Raw genomic sequence first — 24,923 nt, 5'->3', positions numbered from 1 at the left:
CTAGGATTTCACATTACCCCAACTTTCGCTCATTGGGCACTCCGAAATACCTACTCGTCTTCCAGCTTGATCCGCAGTTCCCGTAATATTGGTAGCGTCGCACGCACCCGGCTTTCACCCAGCTCATTCACCAGATCACCAATCATTGGCGCCATCGCAGATAACGCCGCTTCGCGCGCTTGTCGTCCCGCTGGGCTAATCGCAATCTTTTTGCGGCGGGCATCGTCCCAATCGGGGCGAACATGGATGTATCCGGCCCACTCCAGCTTGCTCAGCGTGTTGGTCATAGCACCGCGGGTCACGTGAAAGCTTTTGGCCAATTGCGCCGGGCTGCGTTCATCCTTGGCTCGTGCCAGATGGTTCAGCACCGAAAAATGCGAGATTTCCATGCCTTTGGGCAAAACCCGGCTCAATCGGCTGCGGATCAGCTGCTCATTGGTCATGATCTCGCTAAACAGCGCAACCGCCAGAGAATTTTCAACAGTATCGTTCATCAAGGTCCGGTAAACTGGGCCGTATGGCGCAAAGAGGGAACACGTTCCCGTGCTTGTGCCACTTCCTTGGGGTCCAGATCAACGATTATCACGCCCGGCTCTGTTCCGCCGTCTGCCAAAACCTCGCCCCACGGTGCCACCACCAGCGAATGCCCATAGGTTTTGCGCCCTTTTCCACGGCTCACATCATGGGTACCAGTTTGCGCTGGGGCCAGAACGTAACAGCCGGTTTCAATTGCGCGGGCACGCAGCAAAGGCTCCCAATGCGCGGCACCCGTGACCGGCGAAAACGCCGACGGAATTACTAGCATCTCAGCCCCGGCCTCTGCCAATTGGCGAAACAGATAGGGAAAGCGCACATCATAGCAAATGCTCATCCCGATCTTGGCAAAGCCTGCATCATGCAGCACCGCGCGGTCACCGGGGCGGTAACCCTTCGATTCTCTGTAACTCTCGGTTTCTGAGACCTGCACATCAAACATGTGGATCTTGTCATACCACGCCGCGATCTGACCGTCTGGGGCAATCAGAAATGATCGGTTCGCAAACCGCCCATTCGGATCATCGGTTTTCAGCGCCAAAGACCCGATCAACAGCCAGATTTTTAATTCCGCCGCCTGTGCCCGAAGGGCCGCGAGGGTTTGGTCACCGTCTTGATGCCGCAAAACCTCGTTCTGATGTGTCCGGCTGCCAGACACACAATTTGTGACTTCGGGCGTCAAAACAAACCCTGCACCCTGTGTCACCGCTTCAGAAATATACTCTTGAATTTCAGGCAAATTGCGCGCCGGATCATCGCTACTGTTAAGTTGGATCAAACCGGCACGCATCACCATCAAGCGGCCAACAACTTGTCGAGCTTGCCCGCGCGCTCTAGCGCATAAAGCTCATCGCAGCCGCCCACATGGGTTTCGCCCACAAAAATCTGTGGCACAGTACGGCCACCATTGGCACGTTTGATCATCTCGGCTTTGCGTCCGGGCTGGGCCAGAACGTTCACTTCAGAAAATTTAACACCCTTTTGTTTCAAAAGGCGTTTGGCCGCGTGGCAAAACCCGCACAGCGGGGATGTATAAAGTTCAACCGATTTCATCGTCATTATTCCTGTCTGTCGCGTTGTCGGCTATTTAAGCATCCTTTGCCACGCGCGCCAGTGTAACAATTCTAACATCTTCGGCACCAGCGTCCAGACAAACCCGTGCCGCCGCCGCCAACGTCGCCCCTGATGTCATCACATCATCAACCACCAGCACAGACCGCCCCTGCAATTGATCATACCGTTTGGGATGTATCGATAATGCCCCCTCCAGCATGGCAAATCGGTCTTCTCGGCTCATTCCGTCCAACGATTTGGTACGCTTCGTGCGTCGTAACAAGTCGGGGCAAAACGGCTGCTTTACAATGTTGGAAAGTTCCGCCCCCAGCAAAGCTGATTGATTGTATCTTCGCCGGATCATCCGGCTCCAATGCAACGGGATCGGCGTAATCAAAGTATTTTTTGTCAATAATGGCTCTGCAACCTTGGCCATCCACCCAGCCGCCGGACGGACGATCTCTTGCCGATCACCATGTTTGAGCCCTAGCACCAGTTTGCGCGCCTGATCCCGATAAATCAGCGCGGCGCGGCCTTTGCTCCAGGGGCGCGGAACGGTCAGGCAGTCATCGCAAATTTCGTCAAAACCCGTATCCTGCCCCGGCAGTGGAACACCACATAGATCGCAACACAGCCCTGCGATAAACGGCACTTCGCGCCAGCAACTTGGACATAGTCCAAAAGCGCTTTCCACCCGTTCCCCGCAAATCAGGCACCCCGGCGGATAGATCGCCCGGATCAGGGTTTGTATTGCCGATGCGACCACCTTATTGTCCCCCGATGACCCAAATGCTGACCGACCGCCCTGCCCTGCTTAGAAACCGTCGCCGCGCTTTGACGAGCCCGGCATTGTTTCTGCATCAAGAGGCAATGGCCGAGGTCAAGGATCGACTATCCTTGGTTAACAAATCCTTTACGGATGCCTGCGTGATCGGCGGTTTTCCTGAGGTCTGGGATACTGAATTCCCCAACGCCATCCATCTGAGCGATGAAGATATCATTGATCTGCAACCCAAAAGTCAGGATTTGATTATTCACGCCATGGCCTTGCACTGGGCCGCTGATCCTGTTGGCCAGCTCATACAGGCTCGGCGATCCCTGCGCCCCGACGGGCTGTTTCTGGGCGTCTTTCTGGGCGGTGGCACTCTGAATGAACTGCGTAGTGCATTGGCCCAAGCCGAGGCGGACCTCACCGGAGGTCTGTCGCCGCGCATTTTGCCCATGGCCGAAATTCGCGACCTTGGCGGGTTGCTGCAGCGCGCCGGTTTCGCCCTGCCTGTGGCCGACGTTGTGCCCCTCACCGCGACCTATGAAACCCCGCTCAAATTAATGCACGATTTACGCCAGATGGGCGAAAATAACGCGATGACCGCCCGTCCCCGTCGTTTCATGCGTCGGGGCGTGCTAGACCGCGCGATCAAGATCTACAGCGAGACTTTTCAAACCCCAGATGGCCGCATCCCAGCCAGTTTTGAGTTGATGGTTCTGACGGGGTGGGCCCCTAGCCCAGATCAGCAAAAACCCCTTCGCCCCGGCTCTGCGTCACAGCGTCTCGCTCAGGCGCTTGGCACGTCTGAAACCGCGGTCAAAGATTGACGCGCCGCCAAACTTCATTATGTCCAACGACAATGCCAAACCAAAAGTAGCCAACATGCCAAACACCCCAGCCGACCACCCAAGTATCCCTGCCGCCAAAACCGGCATCCTGTTGGCCAACTTGGGCACCCCAGACGGCACCGACTACTGGTCAATGCGCCGCTACCTGAACGAATTTCTCTCAGATCAACGCGTCATCGACTACCCGCGTTGGAAATGGCAGCCCCTGCTGCAATTGATCATCCTCAGCAAACGCCCGTTTTCCAGCGGCAAGGCGTACCGCTCGATCTGGAACACAGATCGCGATGAAAGCCCGCTGATGACCATCACCCGTGACCAGACCCAAAAGCTGGCCACTACGCTGCACGCGGAATACGGTGATAACATCATGGTCGATTTCTGCATGCGCTACGGCAGCCCATCGACTAAATCCAAAGTACGCGAAATGGTTGATGCCGGCTGCCGCCGCATCCTGTTCTTCCCGCTCTACCCCCATTACGCAGGGGCAACATCAGCCACCGCGAATGATCAGTTCTTTCGCGCCCTGATGAATGAGACCTGGCAACCCACCGCCCGCGTGGTCGAGCCGTACTTTGAGCACCCGTTATACATCGAGGCCCTCGCCCAATCGGTGGAAACCGCCTATGCCAAGCTCGACAAAAAGCCCGACATTCTGGTGGTGTCCTACCATGGCATGCCCAAACGCTACCTGATGCAGGGTGATCCGTATCATTGCCAATGCCAGAAAAACACGCGCCTGCTGAAAGAGCGCCTCGGATGGGATAACACCCAGATCACCACCACCTTCCAATCCGTCTTTGGCCCCGAAGAATGGCTCAAGCCTTATACGGTTGAAGAGGTCGCACGTCTGGCCAAAGAGGACGACAAAAAAAACATCGCCGTCATCGCCCCTGCCTTTTCCGCCGATTGCATCGAGACGCTGGAAGAGATCAACGAAGAGATCAAAGAGAGCTTTGAAGAGGCCGGCGGCGAAGACTTCACCTATATCCCCTGCCTCAATGATGACGACGCCCACATCGACGCGCTCTCAAACATTGTACAATCGAACCTTTCTGGCTGGCTCTGATCCGGTACGCATCCCAAATAGGCGCGCCTATTCGATCCACGCCTCGAAATCATCATCTGCCTGCGTCAGCGTCGCATAATAAACATCAGCGAAACGCGCGCTGATCCAACCGCTTTGTCCGTTGGCCACCAACTTCAGCCAGATCGCCTGATTATCCAGGGTTACGGTGCAATCCTTAACCCGAAACTCATACCCTGTCTCCAGCTCCGCCAAAACCGGCGCGCCAAACGCCGGGCTTTCGCGCATATTCACCTCGCGCGTAATCTGCGCCAAACCAAAGCCTTCAGGAAAATCATACCGGTCCGTCACTTGTGACTCTGTATAAATCGCAGGGTGCAGTCTGCCCATATGGCACGCGCTGATGTCTGCAAGCAGACCATTGGTGGCGTAAGCGCTCAACTCAACATCAACCGCACACCAATTCGCTTCGGAATCGTCCCCTTCGATACAGGGCGGCCAGCCTTCAGCGACATCCAGCATCAGATTACCCTGCGGGCTCAACCCGATAAGACAAGACTCGCCTGACGCAAATAACCCGCGATAGGTTTTGCCCCCCCGAGTTTCAAAAAACGCCTTTACTGTTTTCTCATCCGCCTGATGCACAAAGCCATAATCCTCATTCACGATAGTTTCCGGTATTTGCGAAATCACCAGTAATCGCGCGCACATCTGATAAACATGCGACATCGACAATGCGTTTGTCGTCAAAGGCTCTGATAGCGGGCCCGCAGAAACCGGGATAAAGCCCAGATCATACGCCCGGTCGCTGGCTTCTACATAAAAGAACGTCTCTGCGTCTCGCGCTTTCAGCGCCTCCACGATCAGATCCGGCGGGCTGGTCTGATCTGAAATCAGCACCATATAGGCGGCCATGATGTCATAGGTCAGGTTCATCGCATCCGAAAGTTCTATCTTCTGACTGGCCAGCTTGCCGCTCAGAAACCCCATATGAAACCCAACCCGCGCACCCAGCTCTATAAATCGCGAGCTGTCCGAATCATTCAACGACCTGCGATGTGACGACAATGCAAAGATCAGCCCGCAGGCCGACAGACATTCATCACCAGCCAAAACATAAGATCCATGAAAATCAGGGTCCTGCGATGATAGATTCTCCCGCAGCCACTCCCCTATCGCGATGCCCTCAAGAAAGTTCCCCCCATCACTGTCCAAAACCAAGGTCCACACCTGATGTTGACCTTGCTGCACCTCCTTAACGAACTGCTTGAGCTTGTTAAGGTCCCCCAGCTCGATCACCCCCGACAAGTGAACAATTTTCCACGGCACTGAACCGCCCGAGTTCAGAGAGGCCCGATCGATCTCGCGCCGGTTGGGCGGTAAGTCGACAAAGGTCTCGCTCCATTCAGTTGGGCGGTAAATCTGTTGCAATTTGCTAAGCCTGTTTCCCAGATCTGGACGCAGCTCCAGTTCAACCGCTTGCACCGCACTGCTTGTGCCCCACAAGGCCAGCCCCAGCGCCAAAATCATCCGTAACAAACCCATACCGCTCTCCTCATCCCTTCGCCTCAGCATGGCAGCATCCCCCGCCCTTGCCTACAGAAATTCACTTTGCCCCAACCCTACTCCTTATTACTCTTGTTGACCGGGTTTCAGCCCAGCCCTTTATCCTGCCAGCAACAACCTCTATCTGTTTCATAAACTCATAGCATCCAATAGGTAGAGACCCCCGTGACATTCCTCGACGGCATCGCCCTGCAATTTTATCGCGGCATCGGCCCCGAAACCCAATACATCGCTCCATTTTCCCAGATGAACTTCTTCATCGGCCCCAACAACGCAGGCAAATCGATTGTGCTGAACGCGATTTCGGAACGTTTCACCGGGAAAGTGCGTGATGAAAAACTAATGACGCTTCCATTCGTTGAGCAATACGACGGCCCTGAAAGAGGGCCATTTTCAACAGCTTTTGGAAATCATCGCGATGAACTTAAGCACCGTTTAATAAATCAAGGTTTTGGTCCTGATCGTGTTCAAATTGTAGAACCGGAGATAGACAAACTCTTTGATTACATCTGCTACAACGACTGTGTTTGGGCCTGTATCAACAAAAGCAATCATTCTGAATTACTGTTGCGAGGCGCATCGACAACCATTTCGGAAGAGGCAAATAACTGGCATGTAGATTGGGAGCTCATCCGGCGCACAGCAAATCAAAATTTCGGTATATTCGTCCGTGAAAATTTTCCTTCGGGACTCGTCAAATTCATTGTCAATTTGATGGAATGCGATCCGCCAAAAATTTATCTCATTCCGGCCAAACGTGAATTTGGAGTGAAAGGTGAAGATCTAAATGACTTGAGTGGTCGAGGCCTTATTGATCATTTGGCGAAGTTACAAAATCCGTCTCTTGAAAGGCAAAAAGACAAGAAACTCTTTCACCAGATCAATCAATTCCTACGAAAGGTCACAGGTAAGCCAGATGCTGAGCTAAACGTGCCCAGCGAGCGCGAACATCTCCTTGTCCACATCGACAACAAGGTTCTGCCCCTTTCCTCCCTCGGCACCGGTATTCATGAGGTGGTGTTGATCGCCGCCTTCTGCACCATTCATGACGGCTCGATCATGTGTATCGAGGAACCCGAAATTCACCTGCATCCGCTGTTGCAGCGCAAGCTGGTCACCTATCTCCAACAAAACACCGCCAGCCAGTATTTCATCGCCACCCATTCCCCGGCCTTCATTGACACGCCCGAGGCGTCTATCTTTCATGTCGAAAATAACGGCGTGCAGACCTTTGTCAGACCCGCGCTCACTCAAAGCGACCAGCGCAGCATTCTGGACGACCTCGGCTGTCAGGCCTCCGATATCCTACAATCCAACGCCATCATCTGGGTCGAAGGGCCGTCTGACCGGATTTACCTCAATCACTGGATCAAGGCGGTTGATGACCGGCTGATCGAGGGCATCCATTACACCATCATGTTCTACGGCGGCGGGTTAATCAGCCACCTCAGCGCCTCGGATGACGCATTGGATCAATTCATCCAGCTTCGCAAACTCAACCGCCACATGGCCATCGTGATCGACAGTGACCGATCCAGTCCAGACGATGAACTGAAACCTCATGCCAAACGCCTGAGGAAAGAAATGGAAAAAGACGGCGGTGTTGTCTGGATCACCGCAGGTCGAGAGATTGAAAATTACCTTGAAGGGGACAAGTTGCAAGAAGCTTTAGAGCAGCTTCATCCTAAAACCTATCAAGCCCGCGGCGAGACCGGTGTCTATGATCATGCATTCTATTTCTATCGCAACGCGGAAAAGACTGAGATCTACAAAAAAGGCGATAAGGTCGGAGCGGCGCTCGCCCTTTGCCAGGCACCAGCGCACCTCAAAATATTGGATTTGCAGGAGCGAATCGCACGCTTGGTTCAGATGATCTTAACCGCCAACAACTTGGTCGATCGTTAAGAATCACCTTAGATCGTCATTCAGCTTCACATGGCGCATTGACGAATGCAGATCGGGCGCTTTGCGATTTGTGTACAGAACTCGCGTACAACCCGTACAGGCTGTACACAAAAAAGGCAGCGTCAGACGCTGCCTTTTCCGTATTTTATCTGACTTAGAAATTAGTCAGCAGCAACAACTGCGGCAACGATGGCCAACAGCAGCAGTGGGATCCAGATGCCCGCTGAAGAAGAAGAAGCTTGAGTTTCTTCAACGATCACTGGTGCTTCAACAACTGGCTCGGACAGGTTGCCGGCGAAAGCTGTCGATGCTGCGGCTGTCATTGCAGCGGCGAGAACGAGTTTTTTCATAGTATCCTCCAGGAAAATAGGCCTGACGTCACACAACAGTAACGGCAAGCAAAAAGACTTACCTCGTAACTGGTCTCTAACCGCGAAAATGGTCAAAATGCAATTGCTACAACCCACAGAGATAGCAGTTCGGAGTTGATTGTCGTCAAATAAGCAACACTTGTGTGCCGACTTTTGTGTTGGCGAAAAGTTCAGCAATGTGTTGATTATAAAGGCCAATACAGCCATTTGAAGACCTGCGGCCGATTTTGCGTGTGTCGTGGGTGCCATGGATGCGGTAATATGTCCAACTCAGGTACAGCGCATGCGTGCCCAACGGATTATCCGGCCCTGGGCCGACAAAATCTGGCCAATCTGGGTTACGTTTAAGCATCGATGGTGTCGGCCGCCAGCTTGGTCCCTCGACTTTACGCACGACCTTAGTACGGCCGCGGCGGGTCAATTCCTCAGACAAAGGCACACTGGAGGGATAAAGTTTATACTGCCCAGCTTCATTCCAGAAATGCAGCGCACGAGATGAGATATCAACCAAAACAGCACCGTTGTTGAGGTTCGAAAAGTAAGGCTGCCAATCCAGCGCCCGGAAACTGGAAATATTGCGCCGAACGCTATCGGTGATTTCCTGCTCAATTTCGATACTACCCGCGCCGTCGACATTTTGTGCTAGTGCAGGCACGCCCAATGAGGCGGCCGTCCCGGCAAGAAATGAACGGCGGCTCAATCCATTTGTGAAAATTTTGGCCATTTCAGCCCTCCGAACTTGCTTAAATCATCTATTCTTAACGCAACTATATGGCGCGAAAGCCTCAGTCGCAAATCAAACCAGCGATATTTTGCAAAGGAATATCCAACTAGGTTTGAATAACGAGGCCAGTCGCGATAGAGCAGGAATTGAATATAACAACAAAATAATGGCGATAAATGATGCTGCGGATCTTTGGACTTCTTATTTCGGCACTTTTGGTGCTTTCGGCTTGTGCGCAAACCCCGACGTCATCCCAAATTGGCCCGGATGGCAAACCACTGCCCAAAGTCTATAAAATTCGCACGGGCGATACCAATGATATCCAGTACGGAATGTTGGACTCAGTGAATTCTCTGCGTCAGGCTGCGGGCCTGGCTCCCGTTGATCTGGATTCAAAGTTGAACGCCGCTGCAGCAACCCACGCACGCGATATGTCAAATCAGAATCGCCCGTGGCATTTCGGCTCTGATGGCTCCTCTCCAATTGATCGGGTTCAGCGCGTTGGATATGCTGGCCCACTGGTTGGTGAAAACATCTCTGAAACCTATGAGACCGAGCTTGAAACCCTCGCGGCCTGGATGGACAACCCAAGCACCAGAACCGTGATCTTGTCCCCCAATGCCCGCAAGATGGGCTTTTCATGGGAGCAGGAAAGCAACGGAAAAATCTGGTGGACCATGGTGATGGGCGGCTGATCCTAACCGGGATCTTTAAAATGAAAGCGCCTGCGTTCAGATCGTCAGGCGCTTTTTTATTAGCCTTGGGCGCGTCGACTTTTGGCACCTGCATTTGCAATCTATTCAGATTTTGCTAAATCACACACTAATGCCGTGGCTGGTAGGTCAGAGCGGTTATACACCCAATGAACTGTATTTTCGGTTTCGGGAAATGTGCCATAATCTTCAGCCTTGAACGTATCTTCACCTTCCGGCTTTCCTTCGATCCACTCACCATCAACCATAGTAACAATACCCGGGCGGTCTGCATGACTGTGTTCGGCAATCTGACCGCCAGGGGCAACCGTCACCCAACGCATGCGCATCGTATACCCTTCAAGACCTATGGTTGCCTGAAGGGTTTCCTCAGACAGCTCTTCAAGCAATCCCAACTGAATTCCCTTATGCTCCTTTGGGCCTAATCCTGCGGCAAGGATCGTCTCACCGTTAAGGCCAAGCCCGAGCCCCACAACAAGAATGGCAAGGCTTTTGGCCTGCCGCGTTAGCTTGGATGTTATCACATTCATGGTTCCAGCCCTTTGCTTGACAGTTCGCAAAGCAACCTACGATAATGGGTAACAATCTAGCAAAATACCATTTTTCAATAGGGTGATGAATATTAGTCATGACCATAGCATCGCGCCTTCCGCCGTTTTCGGCTCTTCGCGGTTTTGAAGCCGCCGCGCGCTTGAACAGCTTTCGTCTGGCTGCAGAAGAACTCTGCCTGAGCACATCAGCAATCAGTCACCATATCCGCCACTTGGAGGAATTCTTTGGCCAGCCACTGTTTGTTCGCAGCCCCAGTGGCGTAACACTAACGCCTTGTGGGCGTGAGTATTTATCAAACATCACACCGATTCTTTGCGATTTGGTTACAGCAACAGATCGCGCCATGAAAAAAACCAAACACCGAACAGTCACACTTCGATGCTCCCCCGGATGCGCATCACGTTGGTTGGTGCCCCGGCTAAACATGCTCAAGCGCGCCTTAGGCGGTATCGACATCAATCTGACAACCCAACCTTCAGGGCCCCAACCCGATGTCGAAATCAGATGTGGATATACCTTTCCACCAGACACGCGGCACGAAGTTTTGCTAACAACTTTGCGTGCGCCGGTTTGCAGCGCTGAGTATATTCGCGCCCATGGACCAATAGAAAACTCAAGCGACTTATCAGGTCACACCCTCTTGAGGGAACATCAACTTGACGAATGGGATCGCTGGTTTGCAATCGCCACGCCGGGGTCGCCCATCTCAGAACACTCAATCTGGTTTGACGATGGTCATGGTGCAATTTTGGCTGCGGAACAGGGGATGGGTATATGTCTTGGGCATTTGGCACTTATTCGGGCTGAGCTGGCCTCTGGCCAACTGGTACAATTGTTTGACCAGACCACACCAGAAAGCATCGTCTATACCCTTGAAATGCAGTTAGGTTGGCAAAATGACGATACTCTTGTCACCCTCAGGAACTGTCTGGTTTCAGACGCTCACGAAATGGCGTGCGTTGCGGAATAGGCAATGCACGCCATTGGGGTTTTGCCAACCCATCATCATGAGCGCCACCGCGCCCTAAAACGCACTCAGGGGCGCAGCGTGATTGGGGTGCCATCTTTGACCATTGCGTAGATGCGTTCCATCTCTTTGTTGGTCACGGATATGCAACCTGCGGTCCAGTCAGGATCTGATTTCTTGCGGTTACGTACCAGTTTGTTGGGCTGGCCATGAATAAAGATATCACCGCCGGGGCTTTTGCCAGCAGCTTTGGCATGGGCGATGTCGGCTGCATTCGGATAAGAAATCCCGATCGACAGATGGAAACTGCTGTTTGGATTACGGCGGTCGATGAAGTATTCCCCTTCTGGGGTTTTACCATCGCCTTCGAATTGCTTGTGACCGACAGGGGCAAACCCAAGCTCCATATCATAGGATTTCAGAACCCTGTTATGATGCATTAATAGCAGCTCACGATCCCCTTTATCGACGATGACGCGCGTCACCTCGGGGCCATTGTAGCGCTTGAATTTAGAACTGCTGCAACTGGCCAAGACTGTCATCATGACCAACATCACTGCTGTGAACGCGACTTTACCAAGCCTCATTTCTTTTTCCTGCATTTCTTGCCTCACATCCTTTTAACAGCAAACTTGCCTTCAAGCACCTGCCGTTTGTCAGCCTCACTTTTTAGTGATGACCGCACTGCGCGTTTGAAAACGCCATATCAAGTGTCTCTCGCGAAAACAACGGGCATCACAAAAGTCTCCGCAGGCTTTGCCATATAACCTGCGCCGCCAGATTGGCACCTGCCGCATTGCTATGATGCCCGTCTTGCGCATAAAGCGACGCACCATTCGCAACCTGCATCAACCATTGTTCAGGAACCGGGGCCACTGTTGCCCCGATCCGGCCAGCAACCTGTGTATAGTGGTCCATGGTTTTAGCAGCGTAATCTGCCGGATTTTCTGGAGTAAAAGCAAACCGCCCGGCATCATGATATACCGTGTTATCTGCGCGCGCAGGCCACGGCGGAAAAAACACCACTGGTATCGTACCCACCCGTTTTGCCAGAACTGACATCGCCCGGGCGGACCCCATGCGATACATCTTGTTCAACGGTACTTTTGAAAAGTCCTGCAACACAACCGCGTCCCACAACCCTGGACGCATGATCGTCTGCAATGCATCAAGGCGCATGGTTTCTACCAGCCAGGCTCCTCTGGCCGCGGCTGTTGCAGTCCGTAGATCGCGCCCGTCCGGCGCCGCCAGTGCCGCAACACGCCCCGGTACATCGTGCTGCAGCGTTGTAGAGTTACCGACAAACAGCACTCTTGGCGCACCAACTTTAGGCATCGCTATCTGCTGCAAGTGCTCATCTGTCAGGAACGGAATGCGGCGTGGCGTCTGGTGCTGGCGTAAAACCAAAGTCGCTCCGCCTGCGGCCACCGCGGCACCGGCGGCCAATTGGGTCAGCACAATGCGGCGGCGAACCTTCATTCATCCACCTTACCGCGCAATGCTTTAACTTCTCCGCGCGCTTTCTTGGCTTTCAGGCGTCGCTTTTTTGATCCCAGTGTTGGCCGAGTTGCGATACGGCGTTTTTGTTTTTCCGTGGCTTTGCGGATTAACTCAGCCAACCGCTCTCGGGCAATTTCACGGTTACGCGATTGATGACGAGTTTCGTCACACTGGATAATCAGCGCGCCCTCTTTGGTCCAGCGCCGCCCCGCCAGCTTTCGCAGCCGTCGCTTTACATCAGGCAACAGATTTGGCGAGCGCTCGGCCTCAAACCGTAATTCAACAGCAGAAGAGACTTTGTTCACATTCTGCCCACCCGGTCCGCTGGCCCGCATGAAGCTTTCGGTCAGCTCCCAATCGGCAATTGTGATGGTTTCAGTGATTTTAAACATGGTTCCGAAGTGGCTACACTCTTTGCAAAATAACGCAACAGGTCACAAAGTAAAAAGGCCGCCCGGAATTCGGCGCGGCCTTCTAGAAGTTAGCGAAAGTGAGCTGGTTAGGCGCACCAATTCGGATTTTTCTCACCCAAGGACTGCCTTAGATGTGACATCTCCGAACTGTTCCAACACTCCTCTCCAATACCTCTATAGACACTGGCCACCTCCTTTCGCTGGTTTCTTTTTGACTTATCCACAGCCTGCCACATATTTTGTATTTGTCAACAAAATGATGTGGATTTTTTTATATTGGCCGCATCATGCTGTATCAATTTGACTGTAAAACAGACACACATTGCCCCGGAAGACTGGCCATTGTCAGCTCGCGTCTCGGCTTCGGTTTGACCTTAGGCGCATTCGGATCTGGGGGCGGTGGGTTGATAATATTTCGTGACCATTGCTCGGCATCTGCACAGCCATCACCTGCGGGTGGTACGTCTTGATTCACGCATCCCGGGGCATTGGCCGGGCATTTGAGGCGCACGTGGAAATGATAGTGATGCCCCCACCATGGTCGGATTTTACGCAGCCAGCTGCGGTCGCCCGTCGCATCCTTGCACATCTGCACCTTGGCACCGGGAAATACAAAAATACGCGCAGTGCGCGAATCTTTGGCGGCGGCCTTCAAAATTTCATGATGTTCGCGTGTCCAGTTAGAATTGACATAAGCTCCATTGGCCCGGCGCATCGAGATGGAAGAGATGTTCTCACGCTCATTCACTGACAGGTTAAGCCGGTCCGCTGGACGCATCCAGATATCAATATCCATACCGATCTGGTGGCTGCGGTGTCCCGATAACATCGGGCCGCCCCGTGGCTGGCTGATGTCACCAATGTATAATCCGTTCCACCCTGGCTGGGCCGCCGCCTTGCGTGACAGTTTGTGGATAAAATCGATCGTGTCAGGGTGGCCCCAGTTGCGATTGCGGCTTAGGCGCATAGCCTGCCAGGTTGGCCCAGTTTCAGCCAGTTCCTGACCACCAGCAACGCACCCCTTGGAATAACCGCCAAATGGCTGTGCACCTTGTGATGAGCCAGATTTCTTGCTGCCAAAAAGCTGCTTGGCCTGAACACCCTGCATTGAGGCTGGAACACTTTGTGATGAAATCACCTGTGTCACTTGTAATGACTTAGCGCTGTTAGGGGGCTGCGATGCCCCTGAACAGCCCGCCAAGATCATTGACAGTACAACCAGTTTAAATGCTCTGCCCATATTCGTTCTCTCCCTCCGGATGTACCCAGCGTAGCAGCACCAGACCCAGCAGGAAAAGAACAATCAACGGCGCAACCCCGATCTGCTGACTCCCGCTTATTTGCGTAGCAATACCAATGGCAAACGGCGCGATAAAACTGGTGGCTTTGCCAGCAAGCGCATAAAGGCCAAAGGCCTCGGTCATTTGACCGGGGTTCGCTTGGCGTACCATCATCGTCCGGCTGGCAGATTGAATAGTCCCGCCAACAGCGCCGATCACGGCACCAAGAACATAAAAGATATGATCCGGCAGTTTTGATGTTGCTTCGACCTCGATGCCAAATACTGCTTCACGCGAGACAAAGATCACGCAGATGGCGACCGCAATGAGGATCAGGATCGAGACGCGGATCACCGGTTTTGGCCCAACCTTCACATCAACACGCCCACCGACCCAGGCAAAGATCGCCCCTGAAACGATAGCAATGATGCCAAACACTCCGGTCTGAACCACGCTCCATCCCAGTACACCCGCCGCATAAAGCCCACCAAAAACATACATGCCGTTCAGCGCATCGCGGTAAAACATCGACGACGCCAAATAGGCAAAAAGCGAGGGTGTCTTTGGCAGGCTCTTAACCGTTTTCACAACGCTGCTCAGTGATCGCTTCAGAGCGCCTTGCGCAGGTTTCTCAGGTTTTGGGTCCCGGACCCATAGGAAAAACGGAACCATGAAAACCACATACCACAGAGCGGAAAATGGTCCGACAAAACGCGTGCCCTCTCGTGCCTCAGCACTCAACCCTAAAGCCGGGTCAAACCCTAAAAATGTTTTCCCGGTAGTGGCACTTTCGGCAAAAAAACCCAGTGTAAGCACCAAAGCGATAAATCCACCCAGATACCCAAAGGCCCAGCCCGATCCAGAAATCCGGCCTATTTCTTCTTTTGTACCCAGGTCTGGCAACATCGAATTGGTGAAGATCGTTGCAAACTCCATCCCGATCAAACCAAGGCCAAAAAGCGTCAACGCCAACATCAGGTGATTGCCATCTGGAGCCAAAAACCACGCTCCGCATGCGCCCACCACATAAAGCACAGAAAACAGCCAAACCCATTTAAGACGGTTACCATAGGTATCCGCTATCGCCCCAAGGATCGGCGCGCACAGGGCGATAATCACCCCCGCGCACCCCACAGTGAAGCCCCAAAGTGATTGCGCCCTGGCTCCATCACCGACGACTTCAGTCACGTAAGGTGCAAAAATGAAGGTCAGCAGAAGCGTATTGTAAGGTTGGCTGGCCCAGTCAAAAAAGAACCAACCCCAGATACGTTTGCGTTGTGAAATTTCGGCCATTTTGCCCCCCGAGTTGTGGAGGATATGACAGGCTTGCCCCGTCAGAGGCAAGTCAATCCTGCATTGGCGGCCAAGGGCGTTGATCCTCAGCCGCAATCCAGGCTTTGAACCATACGGGCATTTCCGGATTAATCTCAGATGCGCCCAAGGCTTGCATCACTTCGATCGGGGGAACGATGCCATTTGGCCCAGTGATGGCCGTGCGATACATTGCGTGGTTGGCGCATTCGCCGTTTTTCTTCCACATTGATTGCTCAAGATAAAAGAACTTGTCATCCCAGCACACGCCCCGCGATTTCATCTCAACCACCTCAAACATCTTGATCCTGCGGCGATACCGCACAGAGCTGCCCGCGACGGTCAGCCCCCAGCGTTTTTGCTTGAGCAGCTTTGCCAGACCAACCCGAACCGCCAATGGGATACGTCCCAGATCATAGATCGTAAGCGTCCGACCGTTGTTCAGCTCCATCCAGATATCAAGATCCCATGGCATGCACATGTGATACGACACATGTGCATCAAGCACACCGATATGTGGCATGTTACGAACTTTGATCAGCTGGATGATCATGCGCAGGAATGGGTACACGAGAATATCCTCTTCTGAACCAATCAGTTTACCTAAACTTTCATTACGTCAAGTCCAACCTCGCGTCAGGCTTGCGCTTTTTTGCCTCAGTGCTTAGGTGAGGGCCAACACAACAAAGGACCTAATGGTATGATGGCAATTTATGGACCGATCGCGCTTGTTCTCGATGTCGCGTTCTTCTTCATTCTGGCCCATGTCATCATGAGTTGGCTGATCAGCTTTCAGGTTCTGAACCTGCAACAGCAGTTCGTGGCGCAGCTATGGTATGGGTTGAACAAAGTGTTGGAGCCGATCTATGGTCCAATTCGCCGTTTCATGCCCGATACGCGCCCATTGGATCTGGCCCCACTGGTTGCAATCATCGTGATCATTTCGCTGCGCGATTATATTCTGCCCGGGATTTTGCTGGGCTGATCCGGTCTAAGGGCCTTGCCCCGCGATTCACAGTATGAAACATTGCTGTAAGAGCAGCTTAATCTTACAGGATCTTCATGCCCGACACTGCCACGCTTTTGCGCGATGTCTTTGGATTCGACGCCTTCCGCGACGGACAAGAAGAGATTGTGGATGCTGTCGCAGACGGAGAAAACGTTCTCGCCATCATGCCCACAGGGGGCGGGAAGTCTCTGTGCTTTCAGCTTCCGGCATTATTGCGCGACGGGGTAACACTGGTTATCTCTCCGTTGATTGCCTTGATGCGCGATCAAGTCCGTGCACTTCGTGCTGTTGGGGTTGAGGCGGGTGCGCTGACCTCTGCCAATACCGAAGAAGAAAACGCGGCCGTCTGGCAAGCCCTGGATGAAGGCCGACTAAAGCTTTTGTATATCGCGCCCGAACGTATGGCATCCGGCTCATCTCTTAGCTTTCTGCGCCGCATCAACGTCAGCCTTATCGCTGTGGACGAGGCACACTGCGTTGCTCAATGGGGGCATGATTTCCGACCTGACTATTTACGCATCGGTGATTTGCGCCGGGCGCTGAATGTCCCGCTCGCCGCCTTCACCGCCACCGCAGATGCCGAGACCCGTGTCGAGATCGTCGAGAAGCTTTTTGATGGCCAAAAGCCGCAAAGCTTTCTGCGCGGCTTTGATCGCCCCAACATCCGCCTTGCCTTTGCCGCCAAAGACGGTCCACGCCAACAGATCATGAGTTTTGTTGCTGCGCGCAAGGGTCAATCCGGCATTGTCTATTGCGGCACGCGCGCCAAGACCGAAGCACTTGCGCAAGCCCTACGCGATGGCGGGCATAACGCCTGTTGCTACCATGGCGGGATGGAGTCGCATAACCGGCGCGAGGTTGAGCACCGTTTCAACACCGAAGATGAGCTGATCGTTGTGGCGACCGTAGCCTTTGGCATGGGGGTAGACAAGCCTGACATTCGTTGGGTGGCGCATGCTGATCTGCCCAAATCAATCGAAGCATACTATCAAGAAATAGGCCGTGCTGGACGTGACGGCGCCCCAGCTGATACGCTTACGCTTTATGGGGCTGATGACATTCGTCTGCGCCGCAGCCAGATCGACGAAGGGCTTGCTCCACCGGAACGACGCGCGGCAGACCACGCCCGCCTAAATGCGCTGCTGGGTCTGGCCGAGGCGTATCAATGTCGCCGGGTGAACCTGTTGCAGTATTTCGGAGATATGGCGGAGGCCTGCGACAACTGCGATTTATGTGAGACTCCCGCCGACACCTTTGACGGCACTAAAGATGTGCAAAAGGCCCTGTCGGCGATCCTGCGTACAGGTGAATACTTCGGCGCCGGCCATCTGATCGATGTGCTGACAGGCAACCTGACTGATAGGGCGCGAGAGCGTGGCCATGATCAACTGCCCACCTTTGGTGTCGGCAAGGAGACCAGCCGACGAAACTGGCAAGGTATTTTCCGGCAAATGATGGGGCACGATCTAATCCGCCCTGACCCCGAGCGCCATGGTGCCCTGCGCATTACCGAAGGCGCCCACCCAATCCTGCGTGGCGAGGCTCCGGTCATCCTACGACGTGACACACTTGCAAGCAAAACCCGCCAACCTGCAGTCAAAGCACTGGTTTCAGACGAAGACGCGCCCTTGCTGTCAGCGCTCAAGGCAAAACGCCGAGCACTGGCCGAGGCTGCCCGCGTGCCGCCTTATATTGTGTTCAACGACAAGACCTTGATTGAAATGGCACAAAACCGCCCCGCCACATTAGACCAGATGGCACATATCAACGGCGTTGGTGCAAAAAAATTGGAACAATACGGTCAGGCTTTTTTGCAGGTCATTTGTAGCGAAGCGCAAGACTTGCACCCTGCTCGCCGCAAACTGGCCGGACGCGCAGCAGGCACGCTTTATGATCAGCTGATGGAAATTCAGACTGATCTGGCCCGAGGTTCAGATGGGTGTGAAAAACCACTCAGTTGCTCCACCTCGCTTTTGGTCAAAGTGGCCGAAATGCGCCCCAAGGACCTGACCGGCATGACACGCTTGTTGGGCGCAAAACGATCTGAGCGATTTGGCCCCGCTTTTCTGGACGTTTTGGCCCAAGCGCATTAGATCACACAAAACCTTACAAGGACTGCTGCCATGCAAATCGTGATTTCCCCGGCCAAAAAGATTGATATGGATCCGGTCGAGGTCCCTGAAATTACCGCCCCACAGTTTCAGGACCGCGCGGATGAGTTGGCACAGGTGGCGCGCACGCTAACAGCAACTGACCTTGGGAAGCTGATGAAAATCAGCCAAAATCTGGCCGAAATGAATTCTGATCGCTTTCAGTCTTTTGGAAATATGGCAGAAAAACCTGCGGCTTTAGCCTTTGCCGGAGATACCTATCAGGGGCTAGAGGCCGCCTCGTTGGATACGGAGGAATTATTGTGGGCGCAGAAATATCTGGGCATTCTGTCCGGGCTATACGGCCTATTACGCCCGCTGGACGCGATACAGCCTTACCGTTTGGAAATGGGCAGTCGGTTGAAAAACCCTCGTGGCAAGAACCTCTATGAATATTGGGGGGATACCATCTCAAACGCGCTGAATGATCGTGCTGAAGCATTGGGCAGTGATGTGCTGGTCAACTGTGCCAGTCAGGAATATTTTGGCGCGGTTGATCTCAAGGCACTGAAACCCCGTGTCATCACACCGGTGTTCATGGAAGACAAAAACGGCACCGTCAAGATTGTCAGCTTCTACGCCAAAAAAGCACGCGGCGCGATGGCACGGTACATTATTCAACATCGATTGACCGACCCCAGCGCGCTGCTTGATTTTGACACCGGCGGATATGCATACCAGCCGAAGTTGTCTGAGCCTGATAGGCCGGTTTTCCTGCGCGATTATCCTAACGCCTGAGCGCCTCTCTCATTGTCAGACCCGCGCCAGCGTGGCACCATGGCCCCATTGTTTGATGGAGATTGCCATGCGCCGCCTTGTTATAGCCTTTGCCGCCCTGTCTTGCCTCAGCTCACAAGGCGCTGCTCAAACCGCCATACCCGAACGCCGCGAAGTGGTGACCAAAGATGTTGATTTTTACGGCGCGGATCTACAGCCATTGTTTGACACCACCCTACAAGCTTGTCAGCGCAGTTGCCTGAGCGATCCCAGCTGCAAGGCCTATACGTTCAACTCCCGCTCCAACGCCTGCTTCCCAAAATCAGACGTTACCGATGTTCAACCCTATGAGGGGGCCGTTTCCGCCCGCATCCTAGATGCCGACACGCAAGCTCTGACACGTGCAAAAACCCATGCCGCAGATTTAGCATTTCTCACGCAAGATGACCTGAAACAGGCCCACGACGACGCCCGTGGGATCAGCGGCCGGCATCCCGCAGGGCAGTGGGGGCTGAAAGCGTTACTGGAAGCCGTCCAAAGCAGGCAGGCCGAAGGCGATGCCCTCAATGCCATGCGGTGGACTGGGGCAGCGGTTGCGCAGGCCGATACCAGCGATCTTTGGGCGGAATACGCCCGGCTGTTGCTGGCTGTCAAAACCAAGTCCAGTTCCGACAGACGCCGTTATGCAAACTGGGCGCAGGCTGCGGCCATCAATGCCTATCTTCGCGCGCCCTCTGATCCCGCACGCGTTTCTGCGCTGCAGATATTGGCCGACAGCCTTGAGCGTCACAAGCGTGGCCGCGACATGATCCCGGCGTTACGATTGGCACAATCGATCCAGCCCCGTGATGATATCCAGCTCACCCTCGAATCCGCCGTCGCAAAATATGGTTTTCGCATTACTGAACACCGCGCCGATAACGAAAGCAAAGCGCCCCGCATCTGCGCCGAATTCTCTGAGCCACTGGTCAAAGCCGGCGTAGATTATACGCCATATGTCCGCCTGCCCGATACCGGCCTTGTGGTGCAAGCCGAGGACCGACAGATTTGTATTGATGGTGTCCAGCACGGCGCGCATTACCGCGTAACCTTTCGCCAAGGCCTGCCCGCCGCCAGCGGTGAAAGCCTGATCAAAGATGTCGAGCTGGCACTTTATGTCCGCGACCGCAGCCCGCAGGTCAGCTTTCCGGGACGAGCATACGTGCTGCCCCGTGCGGCCGATGCAGCCCTGCCAATTGAAACCGTCAATCTGGATACGGTTGATCTAAGTCTGCGCCGGATCAGCGATCGCAATCTTCTGCGTGCCATTCAAGACAACTATTTTGCCCGCCCGCTGAGCCATTATGCCGAACAGGATTTCGCCTCGAACATCGCCGAAGACATTTGGTCTGGCACGGGCGAGGTGCAAAATGCATTGAACCAAAACATGACCACCCGCTTGCCAATGGGTGACGTTCTGGCGGACCAGAAGCCCGGTATTTACGCTCTGACCGCCAAGGCCCCAGATACCAATCCATATGACGATGCTGGTGCTACGCAATGGTTTGTTCTAACTGATCTTGGCCTGACCACGATGCAAGGCACTGATGGCTTGCATATCTTTGCCCGTGGCCTGTCGGATGCTGATGCATTGGCTGGGATTGAGCTGACATTGCTGTCACGCGCCAACCGGGAGCTGGGCACAACAACAACCGACCCTGAGGGACATGCTCTATTTGCCCCTGGCCTGACGCGCGGGAACGGCGCTGCGGCCCCTGCGTTACTGATTGCACGTCAAGGCGATCAGGACATCGCCTTTCTCTCCCTCACCGATCCGGCGTTTGACCTCTCTGATCGCGGTGTCGAAGGTCGCCCACCCGCACCTCCAGTTGACGTGTTCTTGACCACTGATCGCGGGGCATACCGCGCAGGTGAAGTGATCCATGTCACCGCCTTAGCCCGCGACACGCAGATGCAAGCCATTACCGATCTGCCCCTAACCTCCATTCTGATCCGCCCCGATGGAGTTGAATATTCCCGTCATGTCTCGACCAACGGCATTGCCGGTGGCCATGCCTTTTCCCTACCAGTCAGCACCAGTGCCCCGCGTGGTACATGGCAACTCGCAATCAAGGCAGATCCTGACGCCCCGGCATTGGCACAGACCAGTCTTTTGGTTGAGGATTTCCTGCCCGAACGAATAGATTTTGACCTCGCTCTCCCAGAGGCCTCTATTCGCCCCGGCGATACCTCCACTCTGACGGTTGAGGCGCGTTACCTCTTTGGTGCACCGGGCGGCGGGCTCAAGGCTGATGGCACCTTACGACTGCTTCCCCTGCGCCGTCACAAAGGCTATCCCGGCTATCACTTTGGCGAATATGATCTGCATGTGCCGCCAGAGGCCAGCCATATCGACGGCGGCACCACCGGCGATGATGGTCGTCTTGTTCTGCCGGTGAAATTACCCAAGACCAAAACTGCAGATCGCCCTTATGAGGCACAAATCACCCTGCGCGTAAACGAAGGATCTGGCCGCCCTGTTGAACGCCAGCTGATCCGCGCACTTGCCCCTGCCGGGCCGATGATAGGCCTCAAACCGGAGTTCACGGATGTCGTTCCCGAAGGTGGCGGGGCTGCATTTCAGATCATCGCCATTGATGGCACCCTGAAACCAACTGCCATGCAGGTGCGATGGACCATGAATCGGGTCGAAACCCGCTATCAGTGGTATCAACAATATGGCAATTGGAACTGGGAACCGATCACTACCCGGCAACGAATTGCCACCGGTGATCTGACCCTTGACGAAGATCCGGTAACAGTCTCTGCACCGGTGACTTGGGGGCATTATGAGCTGCTGGTCGAACGTCTGGACGGTACCTATGTGGCCAGCTCCACCGACTTTTATGCAGGGTGGTACGCACCGGCTGATGCCACCAGCACGCCCGACACGTTGGATCTATCACTAGATCAACCCAGTTATTCCCCCGGCGACACCGCCCAGTTGCGCATTGTGCCACGATATGCAGGCACCGCACTTATTGCGGTCATGTCCAATCAAGTGATTGCTCGTCAGGTGATTGAGGTCACCGCAGGTGACAATCTGATCCCGGTCGACGTAACTGATGATTGGGGCACTGGGGCCTATGTTACCGCGCAGCTTGTCCGCCCGATGGATATATCAGCTGGACAAAACCCAGCCCGCGCACTGGGGCTGGCCTATGCAAAGGTTGAACCGCGCGACAAGCAGTTAACCGTCGAAATCGGAGCGCCAGATAGCGCCGAACCGCGGAGTTCGTTGTCAACCACCATCAAAGTGCAAGGTCTGACCGAGGGCGATACCGCCCATGTGACCCTTGCGGCGATTGATCTGGGCATCCTCAATCTGACCGGATTTGATAGCCCAGACCCCTCAGCGCATTACTTTGGTCAACGTCGCCTTGGCGTCGAAATGCGTGACCTTTATGGACGTTTGATTGATGGCATGAACGGCGCAGCAGGGCAGATCCGATCTGGTGGTGATGCGGGCAACGGTCTACAACGCCAAGCGCCACCTCCCACCGAAAAACTGATCGCGTTTTTCTCTGGCCCAGCCATCATCGGCCCGGATGGTACAGCCGCAATCAATTTTGACATGCCGGATTTCAACGGCACTGTACGGCTGATGGCTGTTGCGTGGTCTAACAAAGCAGTCGGTCAGGCCAGCCGAGATGTACTGGTCCGTGATCCTATTGTTGTTACCGCCTCCTTACCGCGTTTCTTGGCCCCGGGCGATCAAAGTCGACTGTTGTTGGAGCTAACCCACACCGAAGGCCCCATCGGGCGTGTCGGCTTGGATATTACGGCCAAGGGCATCACGCTAGAGGGTGATATTCCCTCAGGCCTTGATCTGGCAAAGGGCGAAACGGCCACGTTGACTCTGCCGCTGCGCGCAAAATATGTCGGAGATCACAGCCTGCGCATTGCCCTGACCACGCCTGATGGCAAACAGCTGACCAAAGACCTGACACTAGCAGTGCGTGCCAATGACCCCGTGATTTCTTCTACCCAGCGCTTCAGCCTTGCGGCAGGTGCCACTTTCAAGTTGGATCAAGAAATATTCACGGGCCTTCGTCCCAATGGTGCCGAGGTTTTGATGTCCGCTGGCCCCATGGCCAAGCTGAACACCCCGGGCCTGTTGCGGGCCTTGGATCGTTACCCGTATGGCTGCACCGAACAAATCACATCACAAGCCCTGCCCCTGCTCTACTTTGGTCCTGTGGCCGAGGCCTTGGGACTGGGTAACCAGACGCAAGTGGCAGAAAAAATAGACCAGGCGGTTGATCTGATCTTGACCCGGCAGGCCAGCAATGGGGCCTTTGGTCTATGGCGCGCCGCTTCCGGTGATTTCTGGCTTGATGCCTATGTCGCAGATTTCCTTTCCCGCGCAAAGGCGCAGGGGTATGAGGTGCCAAATCAGGCCTTCGCAATGGCGATGGACAATCTGCGGAACCGCGTCAACTACGCGCCAGATTTTGATTTTGGTGGTGAAGATATCGCGTATGCTTTGATGGTTTTAGCCGGTGAAGGCGCTGCACGCATTGGCGATTTGCGCTATTATGCGGATGTCAAAGCCGAAGCCTTTGCCACGCCGCTGGCGCTGGCCCAACTCGGCCATGCACTGGCCTCTTACGGCGATCAAACCCGTGCGGACCGGATGTTTACCGCTGCCGCGCAGCGCCTTGAGGAGGAGAACCCCAAAGGCAGCCGCTATTGGCGCGTGGATTATGGCACGCCTAAGCGTGACAGTGCAGCGGTATTGACCCTTGCGGTTGAGGCGGGCAGCACCGCAGTGGACACTGATGCACTCAGTGTTTTGGCGGCAACCACGGGCCCTGAAAGCTCCACGCAAGAACAAGTCTGGACGTTATTAGCAACCAATGCGTTGCTGAATGATCCTGCTCAATCCAGTCTGGCACTCAACGGTGAGGCGATATCTGGCCCGCTGGTGCGACGGATGGATGCGGCTACATTGGGCACGCAGACCCTGACCAACACTGACGGTCAACCCACCGATATTACCTTGACCACATTTGGCGTACCCGAAGTGCCCGCCGAGGCGAGCGGATATGGCTACCAAATCACCCGCACGTATTTCGACATGGACGGCAATGATATTCAGCCTGATCAACTGGAAACCGGTACACGGATGGTAGTGGTTGTCACCGTCACCCCGGCAGAGTCCGGATCAGCACGGTTGATGATTGATGACCCCCTGCCTGCCGGGCTTGAGATCGACAATCCCAATCTGCTGCGTGCTGGCGACATCCGCGCGTTGGATTGGCTAAACCCTGCGCCAACTAGATTTTCGGAAGCACGCTCTGATCGGTTCTTAGCAGCCGTGGACCGGCAGGATGAAACACAGTTCCAGCTGGCTTATATTGTGCGTGCTGTAACCCCTGGAACGTATCACTACCCAGCAGCCACTGTGGAAGACATGTACCGCCCGCAATACCGCGCCAATACCGCAACCACGCAACTGACGGTCACGAAATAACC

23 protein-coding genes are annotated in these 24,923 nt (G+C 54.3%); 9 read left to right on the top strand and 14 right to left on the bottom strand.

The window, feature by feature from the left end:
• Positions 1-50 precede the first annotated feature (50 nt).
• The 4 genes from D9A02_RS02750 to D9A02_RS02735 are packed head-to-tail and all read right to left on the bottom strand — an operon-like array spanning position 51 to position 2,353.
• A complete protein-coding gene (locus D9A02_RS02750) occupies positions 51-494 on the bottom strand; it encodes a MarR family winged helix-turn-helix transcriptional regulator (RefSeq protein WP_120499442.1) in 444 nt (147 codons plus the stop codon).
• A complete protein-coding gene (locus D9A02_RS02745) occupies positions 494-1,324 on the bottom strand; it encodes a carbon-nitrogen hydrolase family protein (protein ID WP_120499879.1) in 831 nt (276 codons plus the stop codon). Before D9A02_RS02745 ends, D9A02_RS02750 begins: the two co-directional genes overlap by 1 nt.
• A 5-nt stretch (positions 1,325-1,329) precedes the next feature.
• The gene (gene grxC / locus D9A02_RS02740) at positions 1,330-1,587 is read right to left on the bottom strand and encodes a glutaredoxin 3 (RefSeq protein ID WP_120499441.1); all 258 of its coding nucleotides are present in this window, start codon (positions 1,585-1,587) and stop codon (positions 1,330-1,332) included.
• 34 nt (positions 1,588-1,621) lie between these two features.
• The gene (locus D9A02_RS02735; protein ID WP_120499440.1) at positions 1,622-2,353 is read right to left on the bottom strand and encodes a ComF family protein; all 732 of its coding nucleotides are present in this window, start codon (positions 2,351-2,353) and stop codon (positions 1,622-1,624) included.
• 14 nt (positions 2,354-2,367) lie between these two features.
• Between D9A02_RS02735 and D9A02_RS02730 the strand changes: the two genes are divergently transcribed.
• Both D9A02_RS02730 and hemH read left to right on the top strand, forming a co-directional pair.
• The gene (locus D9A02_RS02730; protein ID WP_120499439.1) at positions 2,368-3,183 is read left to right on the top strand and encodes an SAM-dependent methyltransferase; all 816 of its coding nucleotides are present in this window, start codon (positions 2,368-2,370) and stop codon (positions 3,181-3,183) included.
• A gap of 55 nt (positions 3,184-3,238) precedes the next feature.
• The gene (hemH, locus tag D9A02_RS02725; RefSeq protein ID WP_120499878.1) at positions 3,239-4,270 is read left to right on the top strand and encodes a ferrochelatase; all 1,032 of its coding nucleotides are present in this window, start codon (positions 3,239-3,241) and stop codon (positions 4,268-4,270) included.
• 27 nt (positions 4,271-4,297) lie between these two features.
• On the opposite strand, the gene D9A02_RS02720 is transcribed toward hemH, so the two are convergent.
• Positions 4,298-5,773, bottom strand: coding sequence for an SH3 domain-containing protein (locus tag D9A02_RS02720; RefSeq protein WP_162932939.1), 1,476 nt, complete (start codon positions 5,771-5,773; stop codon positions 4,298-4,300).
• 186 nt (positions 5,774-5,959) lie between these two features.
• Between D9A02_RS02720 and D9A02_RS02715 the strand changes: the two genes are divergently transcribed.
• A complete protein-coding gene (locus D9A02_RS02715; protein WP_120499437.1) occupies positions 5,960-7,699 on the top strand; it encodes an AAA family ATPase in 1,740 nt (579 codons plus the stop codon).
• Between the two features lie 161 nt (positions 7,700-7,860).
• Here D9A02_RS02715 and D9A02_RS02710 read toward each other — a convergent pair whose 3' ends face one another.
• Both D9A02_RS02710 and D9A02_RS02705 read right to left on the bottom strand, forming a co-directional pair.
• Positions 7,861-8,049: a hypothetical protein gene (locus D9A02_RS02710; RefSeq protein ID WP_120499436.1), complete on the bottom strand. Its 189-nt coding sequence runs from the start codon at positions 8,047-8,049 to the stop codon at positions 7,861-7,863.
• Between the two features lie 145 nt (positions 8,050-8,194).
• Complete coding sequence (locus tag D9A02_RS02705; RefSeq protein ID WP_120499435.1) at positions 8,195-8,794, bottom strand: L,D-transpeptidase; 600 nt, start codon at positions 8,792-8,794, stop codon at positions 8,195-8,197.
• 179 nt (positions 8,795-8,973) lie between these two features.
• Between D9A02_RS02705 and D9A02_RS02700 the strand changes: the two genes are divergently transcribed.
• The gene (locus D9A02_RS02700) at positions 8,974-9,489 is read left to right on the top strand and encodes a CAP domain-containing protein (RefSeq protein WP_120499434.1); all 516 of its coding nucleotides are present in this window, start codon (positions 8,974-8,976) and stop codon (positions 9,487-9,489) included.
• A 101-nt stretch (positions 9,490-9,590) separates the two neighbouring features.
• On the opposite strand, the gene D9A02_RS02695 is transcribed toward D9A02_RS02700, so the two are convergent.
• The gene (locus tag D9A02_RS02695) at positions 9,591-10,037 is read right to left on the bottom strand and encodes a cupin domain-containing protein (protein ID WP_254054528.1); all 447 of its coding nucleotides are present in this window, start codon (positions 10,035-10,037) and stop codon (positions 9,591-9,593) included.
• 98 nt (positions 10,038-10,135) lie between these two features.
• Between D9A02_RS02695 and D9A02_RS02690 the strand changes: the two genes are divergently transcribed.
• Positions 10,136-11,029 carry a LysR family transcriptional regulator gene (locus D9A02_RS02690; protein ID WP_120499433.1) on the top strand — a complete coding sequence of 298 codons (894 nt, stop codon included), beginning with the start codon at positions 10,136-10,138 and terminating at the stop codon, positions 11,027-11,029.
• A 65-nt stretch (positions 11,030-11,094) separates the two neighbouring features.
• On the opposite strand, the gene D9A02_RS02685 is transcribed toward D9A02_RS02690, so the two are convergent.
• The 6 genes from D9A02_RS02685 to D9A02_RS02660 all read right to left on the bottom strand — a co-directional run bounded on the left by D9A02_RS02685 (position 11,095) and on the right by D9A02_RS02660 (position 16,101).
• Positions 11,095-11,613: a murein L,D-transpeptidase family protein gene (locus D9A02_RS02685; RefSeq protein WP_120499876.1), complete on the bottom strand. Its 519-nt coding sequence runs from the start codon at positions 11,611-11,613 to the stop codon at positions 11,095-11,097.
• A 148-nt stretch (positions 11,614-11,761) separates the two neighbouring features.
• Positions 11,762-12,505 carry a hypothetical protein gene (locus D9A02_RS02680; protein ID WP_120499432.1) on the bottom strand — a complete coding sequence of 248 codons (744 nt, stop codon included), beginning with the start codon at positions 12,503-12,505 and terminating at the stop codon, positions 11,762-11,764.
• Positions 12,502-12,918, bottom strand: a complete 417-nt coding sequence (gene arfB / locus D9A02_RS02675) for an alternative ribosome rescue aminoacyl-tRNA hydrolase ArfB (RefSeq protein ID WP_120499431.1) — start codon at positions 12,916-12,918, stop codon at positions 12,502-12,504. The genes D9A02_RS02680 and arfB overlap by 4 nt, the downstream gene beginning before the upstream one ends.
• A 316-nt stretch (positions 12,919-13,234) precedes the next feature.
• Positions 13,235-14,179 (bottom strand): penicillin-insensitive murein endopeptidase, encoded by a 945-nt coding sequence (gene mepA / locus D9A02_RS02670; protein WP_120499430.1) that lies wholly within the window; start codon positions 14,177-14,179, stop codon positions 13,235-13,237.
• Entirely contained in the window at positions 14,163-15,512 is a 1,350-nt protein-coding gene (locus tag D9A02_RS02665; protein ID WP_120499429.1) for an MFS transporter, read from the bottom strand. Before D9A02_RS02665 ends, mepA begins: the two co-directional genes overlap by 17 nt.
• A gap of 52 nt (positions 15,513-15,564) precedes the next feature.
• Positions 15,565-16,101: an acyl-CoA thioesterase gene (locus D9A02_RS02660; RefSeq protein ID WP_174232021.1), complete on the bottom strand. Its 537-nt coding sequence runs from the start codon at positions 16,099-16,101 to the stop codon at positions 15,565-15,567.
• 129 nt (positions 16,102-16,230) lie between these two features.
• Between D9A02_RS02660 and D9A02_RS02655 the strand changes: the two genes are divergently transcribed.
• The 4 genes from D9A02_RS02655 (at position 16,231) to D9A02_RS02640 (ending at position 24,921) form a co-directional block, all read left to right on the top strand.
• The gene (locus D9A02_RS02655; protein WP_120499427.1) at positions 16,231-16,515 is read left to right on the top strand and encodes a YggT family protein; all 285 of its coding nucleotides are present in this window, start codon (positions 16,231-16,233) and stop codon (positions 16,513-16,515) included.
• Between the two features lie 77 nt (positions 16,516-16,592).
• The gene (gene recQ / locus D9A02_RS02650) at positions 16,593-18,632 is read left to right on the top strand and encodes a DNA helicase RecQ (protein ID WP_120499426.1); all 2,040 of its coding nucleotides are present in this window, start codon (positions 16,593-16,595) and stop codon (positions 18,630-18,632) included.
• A gap of 30 nt (positions 18,633-18,662) precedes the next feature.
• The gene (gene yaaA, locus D9A02_RS02645) at positions 18,663-19,427 is read left to right on the top strand and encodes a peroxide stress protein YaaA (RefSeq protein WP_120499425.1); all 765 of its coding nucleotides are present in this window, start codon (positions 18,663-18,665) and stop codon (positions 19,425-19,427) included.
• Positions 19,428-19,494: 67 nt separating this feature from the next.
• Positions 19,495-24,921, top strand: coding sequence for an alpha-2-macroglobulin family protein (locus tag D9A02_RS02640; RefSeq protein ID WP_120499424.1), 5,427 nt, complete (start codon positions 19,495-19,497; stop codon positions 24,919-24,921).
• Positions 24,922-24,923: the final 2 nt, after the last annotated feature.

Origin of the sequence: Roseovarius sp. EL26 (genome assembly GCF_900327775.1) — a bacterium.
Taxonomy (GTDB): Bacteria; Pseudomonadota; Alphaproteobacteria; order Rhodobacterales; family Rhodobacteraceae; genus Roseovarius.
Note: the sequence above shows the minus strand (reverse complement) of the source record. Positions and strands in the feature narration are given on the sequence as shown.